Origin of the sequence: Stenotrophomonas sp., from assembly GCF_032056425.1 — a bacterium.
Lineage (GTDB): Bacteria > Pseudomonadota > Gammaproteobacteria > Xanthomonadales > Xanthomonadaceae > Stenotrophomonas.
Map to the genome: position 1 here is coordinate 11,580 of NZ_DAMBCN010000039.1, position 11,653 is coordinate 23,232.

An 11,653-nucleotide genomic window follows, 5' to 3' on the forward strand; every position below is an offset into this window, starting at 1 on the left:
CCAAGGTTGGCACCTACCAGGCGGGAAATCGTGCCAACCAAGGTTGGCACCTACCAGGCGGGAAATCGTGCCAACCAAGGTTGGCACCTACCGGAGTGGGAAAGGTTGGCACCCGCCGAGGTGGGGAGGGTTGGCGCCCAGGGGGGGGCGGGGTCAGCGGCTGCGGGCCAGGTGGCGCTCGAACTCGGCCGGCTCCAGCCCGTGGGCGAACAGGAAGCCCTGGCCCACGGCGACCCCCAGATCCAGCAGGCACTGACGCTGGGCCTCGTTTTCCACGCCTTCGGCCACCACGCCCAGGCCCAGGCTGCGGGCAATCGCACAGACTGCTTCACACACCGCCACGTCCGAGCGGTTGCGCGGAATGCCTTCCACGAACAATTGGCTGAGCTTGAGGCCGTGGATCGGCAGCCGCCGCAGGTAATTCAGGGCACTGTAGCCCTCGCCGAAATCGTCGATGGTCAGCATCACCCCCATCTCGCGCAGGCGGGCGAAGGTGCGCAGGGTGTCGGGCGCGTCTTCGATCAACACCCGTTCGGTGAATTCCAGTTCCAGTGCGGTGCCGGGCAGTTCGAACTCGTCCAGCAGGCTGCGCACGTTGCGTGCCAGGTCGTCGCCGGTGAACTGGCGGTAGGACACGTTCACCGCCACCCGCATCCCCCCCAGCCCAGCGTCGCGCCACTGCCGCACCTGGCGGCAGGCTTCGCGCAGCGCCCAGTGGCCGATGCGCACGATATCGCCGGTATGTTCGGCGTGGCGGATGAACAGGTCCGGGCGCATTTCCCCCAGTTGGCTGTTCTGCCAGCGCATCAGGGCTTCGCAGCCGATGGTGGCGCCGGTGCGCAGGTTCACCTGCGGCTGGTAGACCAGGCGGAATTCGTCGCCATCCAGGGCCTTGTGCAGGCGGCTTTCAATCTGCAACCGGTCGTTCTGGCGCTCGGCCAGCTCCTGCGAAAACACCTGCCAGCCATTGCGGGTGCGGCGCTTGCACTCGTACATGGCGATGTCGGCATTCTGGATCAGCTGCTGCGGCCGGTCGCCGTCCTGCGGGGCGCAGGCGATGCCGATGCTGGCGGTTACCGGAAACTCGTCGCTGCCCAGCTGGAAGGGCGGCACGAAGGCGGTGATGATGCGTTCGGCCAGCTGTTCGGCCTGGTCGGGCTGGTCACGCAGATCGCAGATGACCAGGAACTCGTCGCCGCCAAACCGGGCCAGCAGGCCCTCGGTGCCGATCGCGCGGGCGATGCGCTGGGTGGCCTCGATCAGCAGCTCGTCGCCGGCGTTGTGCCCCAGCAGATCGTTGACCACCTTGAAGCGGTCCAGGTCGATGTACAGCACCGCCACCCGGTCATGGCCGGGGCTGGCCATGCGCACGTCCAGATCACTGAGCACGGCGTCGCGGTTCATGATGCCGGTCAGTGGATCGGTGCGCGCCTGCACGCGCAGGGTTTCCTCGGCCTGCTTGCGCTCTGTGATGTCCTGCAGGGTGCCGGCGATGCGCGCGGCATCGACATCCCCCGCGGACACTTCGCCGATCATGCGGATCCAGAACGAATGGCCATCGCGGCGCTGCCCCTGCAGTTCCAGGCCGAAGCTGCTGCGGTGTTCGATGGTGTCGGTCAGGGCCTGCTGCAGGGCCTGGCGATCGTCGCTGCGCAGGCAGTCCAGCAGATCCGGCATGTCCTGCACATCGGTGGGTTGGCCGACGATGTGCCGCGCCTCGTCAGTCAGGTACAGCCGCTGCAGGCCACGGTCCCATTCCCAGCCGCCGATGTGGGCCAGCGACTGTGCGCGCGAGAACAGCAGGCTGTTGCGTTTCAGCTCGGTGATGTCGCTGAACATCGCATACACGTGCCCGGCCTCGTCGCAGCCACTGCTGAACACCGGCACGTTTGTGCACGACAGCCACAGCATGCGCCCGCGCGGGCGGTGGTACAGGCCAATGACCGTGCTGCGGATCACCCGCCCGGCCTGGAAGCAGCGGTTGGTCGGCCACATCGCCGTGGGCAGCGGTTGCCCGTGTTCGTCCACCACGATCCACGCTTCCGGGTCCAGCAGCGAGTGCAGGCCAGTGCCATCGCCGGCCAGGCCCAGGATGCGGTGCGCGGCCGGGTTGGCCGACAGGGCGTTGAGGTTGCGGTCGAACAGGATCACGCCCTTGTCGATGGATTCCATCAACAGCCGGTAGCGTGATTCGGCACGCCAGCGACCACTCAGGTCGCGGGCCACGGCCACGATGCAGCGCTCGCCGCGATCGCTGAAGCCGGCCGAGTGCACCTCCACCGGGAAGCGGCTGCCATCACCACGCATGTTGGTGACTTCGATGACGTAGGTGTCGCCCCGGTTCAGGGCTTCCCAGACCGGTTCCAGGTGGTCGCTGGGCAGGTCCGGGTTCAGCAGTTCGATGGGCTGGCCGACGATGGCCTCGCGCGGGCGGTCGTAGGCCTGAATGCCGGCCCGGTTCACATCCAGCACCACCCCCTCGGCGCTGAGGATGCTGACCGGATCGGGTACGGCATCGAACAGGGCCGCATAACGCGACTGATGATCCAGTGCGCGCTGGCGCTCATCCAGCAGGGCCTGGCGGGCCTGCTTCAGCAGTGCGGCCAGCGCGGGCGGCGGGGTGGCGGCCAGCGCGCTGTCCAGTGCGGCCAGGGCGACGTCGGTTGCGGCGGAGGATTTGCCGGGGGCCGGACGGTCACGCGGGCCGCGGGCGGTCATGTAGCCGCCAATGCCTGGCCGGTGCGGCTGGCGGTGGTACGGCCCAGCAGCCCGGCCAGCCAGCGGCCGGTGGCGGCCAACGCATCCAGATCCACCCCGCATTCCAGGCCCAGGCCGCGCAGCAGGTAGACCACGTCTTCGCTGGCGACGTTGCCGCTGGCGCCCTTGGCGTAGGGGCAGCCGCCGGCGCCGGATACCGCGCTGTCGACCACGCGCACACCTTCTTCAAGACAGGTGGCGATGTTGGCGATGGCCTGGCCGTAGGTGTCGTGGAAGTGCACGGCCAGGGCGGACATCGGAATTTCGGCGGCGACCGCCTGCAGCATGGCGCGGGCCTTGTGCGGGGTGCCGACGCCGATGGTGTCGCCCAGCGAGATTTCGTAGCAGCCCATGCGATGCAGGGCGCGGGCCACCCAGACGACATCGGCCAGCGGCACCTCGCCCTGGTAGGGGCAGCCCAATACCGTGGACACATAGCCGCGCACGCGCACGCCGTCGACCAGTGCGCGCTGCAGGATCGGCTGGAAGCGTGCCAGCGATTCGTCGATGCCCGCATTGGTGTTTCGGCGGTTGAAGGCTTCCGACGCCGCGGTGAACACCGCCACCTCCTGCACGCCCGCCGCCAGCGCGCGGTCATAGCCCTGTTCGTTGGGCACCAGCACCGGGTAGGCCACGCCGGGCAGTCGGGTGATGCCGGTAAAGACCTCGGCCGCATCGGCCAGCTGCGGTACCCAGCGCGGGCTGACGAAACTTGTGGCTTCGATGGTGCGCAGCCCGGTGGCCGAGAGGCGATCGATCAGGGCGATCTTGTCGGCGGTGGACACGGCCTGGCTTTCGTTCTGCAGGCCATCGCGCGGGCCGACTTCGACGATACGGACGAAATCGCTCATGCGCGTGCCCCGCTGTACGGGACGGCGGGGCGGGCGGTAGCTGCGGTGCTGGATGCAGTCGTCGGGAGTCGAGTCACGTCGGGTCCTGGGGAGCAGGGCAGGCGGTTGTACCGGCTGCCAGAGGGGATACGCAGGCCGCCCATATGACCGGCCACGCAGTGTGCAGGGCGTGCAGGAAAGCGCTCAGGCTTCGGTGACCCAGTGCGGCGCGCGCTTGTCGAGGAACGCGCCCAGCCCTTCCTGGCCTTCGGCGGACACCCGCAGGCGGGCGATCAGGTCGGCGTTGTCGAGGTCCAGGCGGTCGCGGTCGCGGCTGTCGCAGACCTGGCGGACCAGCTGCTTGGCCGACGCGGCGGCGATCGGGCCGGCCTTGTCCAGCAGGGCCAGCTGGCGATGCAGGGCGTCGTCCAGGCGGCCCGGTTCCACCAACTGGTGGACCAGGCCGATGCGCAGCGCGGTCTCGGCGTCGAAATGCTCGCCGGTGGCGAACCAGCGGCGGGCCTGGCGGGCGCCGATGGCCTGGATCACGTAGGGGGAAATGACCGCCGGCAGCAGCCCCAGACGGCTTTCGGTCAGCCCGAAGCGGGCGCTGGTGCTGGCGATGGCGATATCGCAGCAGGCCACCAGGCCCACCCCGCCACCGAAGGCGGCGCCGTGCACCCGCGCCAGGGTCGGTTTGGGCAGCTCGTCCAGGGTGCGCATCAGGCGCGCCAGGGCCAGCGCGTCGTCACGGTTCTCCGCCTCGCTGGCCGCGGCCATGCTGCGCATCCATTGCAGGTCGGCGCCGGCCGAGAACGAGGCGCCATGCCCGGCCAGCACCACCACCCGCACGCTGTCATCGCGGCCGGCCTCGTCCAGCGCCGTGGTCAACTGAGCGATCAGCCCGGCGTCGAAGGCGTTGTGCAGGGTCGGCCGGTTAAGCCAGAGGGTCACGGTGGCGCCGGTGCGCTCGATCTGCAAAGCATCGTTCATGGGATTCCAGGGTCACTTCATACCTGTATGGATCATAGCGGGCCATTGGTCATGGGCCATGACGCGACGCGGGAATGTTAGAATCGAGAACCATTTACATCCAGCAGAGAACACGCTAGATGACGCTGTCCGAACTGCCCCTGCACACCCCGGCCGTGGTCGATTCCGTGCAGGACCTGCACGCCAACGATGCCATTGCCCGCCGCCTGCGCGAGCTGGGCTTCGTCGAGGGTGAGGAAGTGCGTCTGCTGGCCAAGGGCCCGGTGGGGGGCGAGCCGCTGCTGGTGCAGGTCGGTTTCACCCGTTTCGCCCTGCGTATCTCTGAAGCCAAGCGCGTCGTCATCGACGCCGCCCGCCAGGAAAGCCGTGCATGACCAGCAACGCCTCCGCCACGCCGCTGCGCATCGCGCTGGTTGGCAACCCCAACAGCGGCAAGACCGCGCTGTTCAACCAGCTGACCGGCAGCCGGCAGAAGGTGGCCAACTACACCGGCGTTACCGTCGAGCGCAAGGAAGGCCGCCTGCGCGCGCCGTCCGGTCGGGAATTTGCCGTGCTCGATCTTCCCGGTGCCTACAGCCTGCACCCGGCCAGCCTGGACGAAGCGATCACCCGCGACCTGTGCCGGGGCTTCTACCCGGGCGAGGCGGCGCCGGACGTGCTGCTGTGCGTGATCGACGCCACCAACCTGCGCCTGCACCTGCGCTTCGCGCTGGAACTGCGCGAGCTGGGCAAGCCGATGGTGATCGCGCTGAACATGGTCGATGCGGCGCAGCGCCGTGGCATCCAGATCGATGTGGCCGCGCTGGAGCGAGAGATCGGCGTGCCGGTGGTGGAAACCGTGGCGGTGCGCAAGCAGGGCGCGCGCGCGCTGGTGGAGCGCCTCGACGCCATGGTGCCGCACCTGGATGCGCCGCTGGCCGGCGTGGAAGGCGGCATCGACTACCACGGCAAGGTGCGCGCCATTCTGTCGGCGGCCGTGCGCATGCCGGCGCGCACCGCAAAGATCGACGACGCCCTGGACCGCTGGCTGCTGCACCCGGTATTCGGCCTGGCTACTCTGGTGGTGGTGATGTTCCTGATCTTCCAGGCGGTGTTTGCCTGGGCCACGCCGCTGATGGACGGCATCGAAGCCGGCTTCGCCTGGCTGGGCGAGCTGGCCGCCGGCGCGCTGCCGGCCGGGCCGCTGACCAGCCTGCTGACCGACGGCATCATCGCCGGCGTGGGCGGCGTGGTGGTGTTCCTGCCGCAGATCCTGATCCTGTTCGCCTTCATCCTGGCCCTGGAAGAGTCGGGCTACCTGCCGCGCGCGGCGTTCCTGCTGGACCGCATGATGGCCGCCGCCGGCCTGTCGGGGCGCTCTTTCATTCCGCTGCTGTCCAGCTTCGCCTGCGCCGTGCCGGGCATCATGGCGACCCGCAGCATCCAGGACCCGCGTGACCGCCTGGCCACCATCCTGGTGGCGCCATTGATGACCTGCTCGGCGCGGCTGCCGGTGTACGCGCTGCTGATCGGCGCCTTCATTCCCGAGGGTAAGGTCGGCATCTTCAACCAGCAGGGCCTGGTGCTGTTCGGCCTGTACGTGGCCGGCATTCTCAGTGCGCTGGTGATGTCGTGGGTAATGAAGAAGTGGCGCCGCGACAAGAGCGAGCATCCGCTGCTGCTGGAACTGCCGTCGTACCGCATTCCGCACCCGCGCGATCTGGCCGTGGGCCTGTACGAGCGCGGCATGATCTTCCTCAAGCGCGTGGGCGGCATCATCCTGGCCCTGACCGTGCTGCTGTGGTTCCTGCTGTCCTTCCCCGGCGCGCCGGAAGGGGCGACCATGCCGGCCATCGATTACAGCTTCGCCGGGCAGATCGGCCATGCGATGACCGCCATCTTCTCGCCGCTGGGCTTCAACTGGCAGATCTGCATCGCGCTGATCCCGGGCATGGCTGCGCGCGAAGTGGCGGTGTCTTCGCTGGCTACCGTGTATGCGTTGTCGGCCGCCGATGACGATGCCGCAGCGCAGGCGCTGACGCCGCTGCTTAGTGATGGCTGGTCGCTGGCCACGGGTCTGTCGCTGCTGGTGTGGTTCATCTACGCGCCCATGTGCATTTCCACCCTGGCCACCATCAAGCGCGAAACCAATTCGTGGAAGCAGATGGGCTTTGCCACCGTGTATCTGTTCGCTGCGGCCTACGTGGCGGCGCTGATCACCTACCAGGTGACCGTGGCGCTGGGGGGCGGCTGATGACCACCGGGCTGCTGATCCAGTACCTCATCATCGCGCTGGCCGTGCTGGTCAGTGCGTGGGTGGTGCTGAAGAAGCAGTTCCCCGGCGCGGCGCGGAAGCTGCGCGGCGGCATGGCGCTGGCGCTGCTCAAGCCCGGTCGGCCGGCATGGCTGCAGGCGCTGGGCCGGAAGATCGCGCCCCCGGCCAGCGGCGCTGGTGGCGCCTGCGGTGGCTGCGACAGCTGCGGGCCCACGAAGCGGTAGCGTCGAGCCTGCTCGACTGTTGTTCGCGGGGCCTTCATCCACGCATGGCGTGGATCTACTGGACGGGTCGGGGCGCTGCCGCTAGCCTTCCTGCATGAACCAGACCCCCCTGCGATTGCTCATCCACGGCGCCTCCGGGCGCATGGGCCAGGCCTTGTTGCGCCTGGCCGCCGAACATCCTGACACCCTGCAGATCGTTGCGGCGGTCACTGGCCGCGCGCCGGCCCAGCGCGTGGTGGATGGCGTGCCGTTCTTCGCCGCCAGCGAGCTGGCCGGTGCGCCGACCTTTGATGTAGCCATCGATTTCAGCCTGCCGGAGGGCTTCGATGCCATGCTGGCGCTGTGCGTGCAGCGTGGTGCCGGGCTGGTGTCGGGCACCACCGGCATTTCCACCGCGCAGCGGCAGGGGCTGGAGGCGGCGGCCACGCAGATCCCACTGGTCTGGGCCTCGAACTTCAGCCTGGGCGTGGCGGTGCTTGATGAGCTGGTGGAGCGGGCAGGGCAGGCGCTGGCCGGCTGGGATTGCGACATCGTTGAGTCCCACCACACGCAGAAAAAGGACGCGCCCTCGGGCACCGCGCTTACCCTGGGCGCCGCGGCGCAGCGGGGCGGGGCGCAGCCGCACTACGCCAGCCTGCGGGCCGGCGACATTGTTGGCGAGCATCTGGTGCAGTTCACCGGGATGGGTGAGCGCATCGAGCTGGTGCACCGGGCCACCAACCGCGACATCTTCGCCCGCGGCGCGCTGTTTGCCGCCCGCCAGCTGCATGGCCGCGCGCCGGGCAGTTACCGCGTGCGCGACCTGCTGGATGGCCCCCGTTAACCGGTAGCGCCGGGCCATGCCCGGCGGTCTCGTCAGTTCCATCGGGCATGGCCCGGCGCTACCGCGATGGCCCACATACGCTTGCGGATTGAAATGAATACGCAATCGCCTGTTCATAAAGCGATATAACCGCTGGCGCCAGCGCCACAGCGGCGCTACAATTCGCACTCGCCGAATCACGAAAGCCGGACCGGTCCCAGACCGTACGTCCGCGCTTTTTTGCAACCGGATTTCCGTGAAGCGCAGGCGTGACTTCGGCCCCCCTTCGGTAGCCAAAGTGAGAATTCCGTGACCCAAGCCGCAATCCTCGTCCTCGAAGACGGCACCGTATTCGAGGGCGAATCCGTAGGCGCGCCCGGCCTGTCCGTCGGTGAGGTGGTGTTCAACACCGCCATGACCGGCTATCAGGAAGTGCTGACCGATCCGTCCTACGCCCGGCAGATGGTCACGTTGACCTATCCGCATATCGGTAACACCGGCATGACCGACCAGGACAATGAAGCGTCCAAGGTGTGGTCGGCCGGCCTGATCGTGCGCGACGTGCCGCGCCGTCCCAGCAACTGGCGCAGCCAGGTGTCGCTGCAGGACTGGCTGATCCAGCGCGGCGTGGTCGCCATCGCCGGCATCGACACCCGCAAGCTGACCCGCATCCTGCGCGAGAAGGGCGCACAGAACGGTGCGCTGATGGCCGGTGACATCGACGTGGAAAAGGCACTGGAAGCCGCCCGCAAGTTCCCGGGCCTGAAGGGCATGGATCTGGCCAAGGTGGTCACCACCGAAAAGACCTACACCTGGACCGAAGGCCAGCTGGACCTGGACGCCAACGCGTTCGTCAGCGTGCCGGCCCGGTTCAAGGTCGTGGCCTACGACTTCGGTGTGAAGACCAACATCCTGCGCATGCTGGCCGAGCGCGGCTGCGAAGTGACCGTGGTGCCGGCGCAGACCCCGGCGGCCGAGGTGCTGGCGCTGAAGCCGGACGGCGTGTTCCTGTCCAACGGCCCGGGTGACCCGGAACCGTGCGACTACGCCATCGAAGCGATCAAGACCTTCATCGACGTGAAGATCCCGACCTTCGGCATCTGCCTGGGGCACCAGCTGCTGGGCCTGGCCTCGGGCGCCAGGACCATGAAGATGGGCCACGGCCACCACGGCGCCAACCACCCGGTGCAGGACCTGGACAACGGCCGGGTGATGATCACCTCGCAGAACCACGGTTTTGCCATTGACGAAGCAACCCTGCCGCCGACCCTGCGCGTGACCCACCGTTCGCTGTTCGACGGCACCAACCAGGGCGTGGCCCGCACCGACGTGCCGGCGTTCTCGTTCCAAGGCCATCCGGAAGCCTCGCCGGGCCCGACCGACGTGGGACCGCTGTTCGACCGCTTCGTGGCCCTGATGGAGCAGAGCAAGGCGTGATCAGTGCGCCGCCGGCCCGCCGGTGGCGTCGCGATGGACCGTAAGCCCCCGCATCGCTGCTGCCCCTGGCGCGGCGCTGCGGATCAAGATTCCTGATCGACAGCGTGCGATCACTCCCCCTTGTCACGCTGTACTGACTTAGAGAAGAAAATGCCCAAGCGCACTGACCTCAAGACCATTCTCATCATCGGTGCTGGCCCGATCGTCATCGGCCAGGCCTGTGAGTTCGACTATTCCGGCGCCCAGGCCTGCAAGGCCCTGCGTGACGAGGGTTACCGCGTGGTGCTGGTCAACAGCAACCCGGCCACCATCATGACCGACCCGGAGATGGCCGACGCCGTCTACATCGAGCCGATCAACTGGCAGACGGTCGAGAAGATCATCGCCAAGGAAAAGCCCGATGCCCTGCTGCCGACCATGGGTGGCCAGACCGCGCTGAACTGCGCGCTGGACCTGGCCGACAACGGCGTGCTGGAGAAGTACAACGTCGAACTGATCGGTGCCAAGCGCGAAGCGATCCGCATGGCCGAAGACCGCGAGCTGTTCCGCGTGGCCATGGGTGAGATCGGCCTGGAGTGCCCGACCGCCGCCGTCGCCCACACCCTGGACGAAGCGCTGGAGATCCAGACCCGCGTCGGCTACCCGACCATCATCCGCCCCAGCTTCACCCTGGGCGGCAGCGGTGGCGGCATCGCCTACAACCGCGAAGAACTGGTGGAGATCGTCAGCCGCGGCCTGGAACTGTCGCCGACCACCGAAGTGCTGGTGGAAGAATCGGTGCTGGGCTGGAAGGAATTCGAAATGGAAGTGGTCCGCGATACCGCGGACAACTGCATCATCGTCTGCTCGATCGAAAACCTGGACCCGATGGGCGTGCACACCGGTGACTCGATCACCGTGGCCCCGGCGCAGACCCTGACCGACAAGGAATACCAGCGCCTGCGCGATGCCTCCATCGCCGTGCTGCGCAAGATCGGCGTGGACACCGGTGGCTCGAACGTGCAGTTCGGCATCAACCCGAAGACCGGTCGCGTGGTGGTGATCGAGATGAACCCGCGCGTGTCGCGTTCCTCGGCGCTGGCCTCCAAGGCCACCGGCTTCCCGATCGCCAAGGTCGCCGCCAAGCTGGCCGTGGGCTACACCCTGGACGAATTGAAGAACGAAATCACCGGCGGCCTGACCCCGGCCTCGTTCGAGCCGTCCATCGACTACGTCGTCACCAAGATTCCGCGTTTTGCCTTCGAGAAGTTCCCGGCCGCCGATGCACGCCTGACCACCCAGATGAAGTCGGTGGGCGAAGTGATGGCCATGGGCCGCACCTTCCAGGAATCGGTACAGAAGGCCCTGCGCGGCCTGGAAACCGGCAAGGTCGGCTTCGACCCGACCGGCCTGGACCTGAGCAGCGAAGATGACCTGCAGACCCTGCGCCGCGAGCTGAAGGCACCGGGCCCAGAGCGTCTGTTCTACGTGGCCGATGCGTTCCGCGCCGGCATGAGCGTGGACGACATCTACGCGCTGTCCTTCATCGATCATTGGTTCCTGGACCAGATCGAAGAGATCATCGCCGCTGAAGGCGAGGTGGCTGCCGGTGGCATCGACGCGCTGGACGCTGCGCGCCTGCGCAAGCTCAAGCGTGCCGGTTTCTCCGATGCGCGCCTGGCCCAGCTGACCGGCACCAACGAAGCGGCCATCCGCGCGCTGCGTCGTGCGCACAAGGTGCGCCCGGTCTACAAGCGCGTGGACTCCTGTGCCGGTGAGTTCTCCACCGGCACCGCCTACCTGTACTCGACCTACGAGGACGAGTGCGAGGCCGCGCCGACCAACCGCGACAAGATCATGATCCTGGGCGGTGGCCCGAACCGCATCGGCCAGGGCATCGAGTTCGACTACTGCTGCGTGCACGCGGCACTGGCGCTGCGCGAGGATGGCTATGAAACCATCATGGTCAACTGCAACCCGGAAACCGTCTCGACCGACTACGACACTTCCGACCGCCTGTACTTCGAGCCGCTGACCCTGGAAGACGTGCTGGAAATCGTCGAACTGGAGCAGCCCAAGGGCGTGATCGTGCAGTACGGCGGCCAGACCCCGCTGAAGCTGGCGCGCGCGCTGGAAGCCAACGGCGTGCCGGTGATCGGTACCAGCCCGGATTCGATCGACCTGGCCGAAGACCGCGAGCGCTTCCAGCAGCTGGTCGACAAGCTGGGCCTGAAGCAGCCGCCGAACCGCATCGCCCGCAACGACCAGGAAGCCCTGCTGCTGGCCCGCGAAATCGGCTACCCGCTGGTGGTGCGCCCGAGCTACGTGCTGGGCGGCCGCGCGATGGAAATCGTCTACGGCGAATCCGACCTGGCCC

Annotated in this window: 9 protein-coding genes; 6 read left to right on the plus strand and 3 right to left on the minus strand. The window is 67.7% G+C overall.

Going from position 1 to position 11,653, the window contains the following annotated elements; translation table 11 throughout:
• Positions 1–153: 153 nt before the first annotated feature.
• From RTY46_RS18385 to RTY46_RS18395, 3 genes are all read right to left on the minus strand, one after another.
• Positions 154–2,718 (minus strand): EAL domain-containing protein, encoded by a 2,565-nt coding sequence (locus RTY46_RS18385; RefSeq protein ID WP_312710197.1) that lies wholly within the window; start codon positions 2,716–2,718, stop codon positions 154–156.
• On the minus strand, positions 2,715–3,608 hold the full coding sequence (locus tag RTY46_RS18390) for a hydroxymethylglutaryl-CoA lyase (protein ID WP_312710198.1): 894 nt from the start codon (positions 3,606–3,608) through the stop codon (positions 2,715–2,717). The genes RTY46_RS18385 and RTY46_RS18390 overlap by 4 nt, the downstream gene beginning before the upstream one ends.
• Before the next feature lie 183 nt (positions 3,609–3,791).
• Entirely contained in the window at positions 3,792–4,580 is a 789-nt protein-coding gene (locus RTY46_RS18395; RefSeq protein WP_312710200.1) for an enoyl-CoA hydratase/isomerase family protein, read from the minus strand.
• Positions 4,581–4,699: 119 nt separating this feature from the next.
• On the opposite strand from RTY46_RS18395, the gene RTY46_RS18400 reads away from it, so the two are divergent.
• From RTY46_RS18400 to carB, 6 genes are all read left to right on the plus strand, one after another.
• A complete protein-coding gene (locus RTY46_RS18400) occupies positions 4,700–4,954 on the plus strand; it encodes a FeoA family protein (RefSeq protein ID WP_312710202.1) in 255 nt (84 codons plus the stop codon).
• The gene (gene feoB / locus RTY46_RS18405) at positions 4,951–6,813 is read left to right on the plus strand and encodes a ferrous iron transport protein B (protein WP_312710204.1); all 1,863 of its coding nucleotides are present in this window, start codon (positions 4,951–4,953) and stop codon (positions 6,811–6,813) included. The genes RTY46_RS18400 and feoB overlap by 4 nt, the downstream gene beginning before the upstream one ends.
• Positions 6,813–7,058 carry a DUF6587 family protein gene (locus RTY46_RS18410; RefSeq protein ID WP_312710206.1) on the plus strand — a complete coding sequence of 82 codons (246 nt, stop codon included), beginning with the start codon at positions 6,813–6,815 and terminating at the stop codon, positions 7,056–7,058. Before feoB ends, RTY46_RS18410 begins: the two co-directional genes overlap by 1 nt.
• 94 nt (positions 7,059–7,152) lie before the next feature.
• Positions 7,153–7,881, plus strand: a complete 729-nt coding sequence (gene dapB, locus RTY46_RS18415; protein WP_312710208.1) for a 4-hydroxy-tetrahydrodipicolinate reductase — start codon at positions 7,153–7,155, stop codon at positions 7,879–7,881.
• A gap of 288 nt (positions 7,882–8,169) precedes the next feature.
• Positions 8,170–9,297 (plus strand): glutamine-hydrolyzing carbamoyl-phosphate synthase small subunit, encoded by a 1,128-nt coding sequence (gene carA / locus RTY46_RS18420; RefSeq protein WP_312710209.1) that lies wholly within the window; start codon positions 8,170–8,172, stop codon positions 9,295–9,297.
• A gap of 150 nt (positions 9,298–9,447) precedes the next feature.
• Positions 9,448–11,653: carbamoyl-phosphate synthase large subunit (gene carB, locus RTY46_RS18425; RefSeq protein ID WP_312710211.1), on the plus strand; the 2,206-nt coding region annotated here is incomplete at its 3' end.

Bases quoted from the DNA above. Each gene is read 5' to 3' on its own strand.
- RTY46_RS18385 (WP_312710197.1), bottom strand. From the start codon at position 2,718: ATGACCGCCCGCGGCCCGCGTGACCGTCCGGCCCCCGGCAAATCCTCC.
- RTY46_RS18390 (WP_312710198.1), bottom strand. From the start codon at position 3,608: ATGAGCGATTTCGTCCGTATCGTCGAAGTCGGCCCGCGCGATGGCCTG.
- RTY46_RS18395 (WP_312710200.1), bottom strand. From the start codon at position 4,580: ATGAACGATGCTTTGCAGATCGAGCGCACCGGCGCCACCGTGACCCTC.
- RTY46_RS18400 (WP_312710202.1), top strand. From the start codon at position 4,700: ATGACGCTGTCCGAACTGCCCCTGCACACCCCGGCCGTGGTCGATTCC.
- feoB (WP_312710204.1), top strand. From the start codon at position 4,951: ATGACCAGCAACGCCTCCGCCACGCCGCTGCGCATCGCGCTGGTTGGC.
- RTY46_RS18410 (WP_312710206.1), top strand. From the start codon at position 6,813: ATGACCACCGGGCTGCTGATCCAGTACCTCATCATCGCGCTGGCCGTG.
- dapB (WP_312710208.1), top strand. From the start codon at position 7,153: ATGAACCAGACCCCCCTGCGATTGCTCATCCACGGCGCCTCCGGGCGC.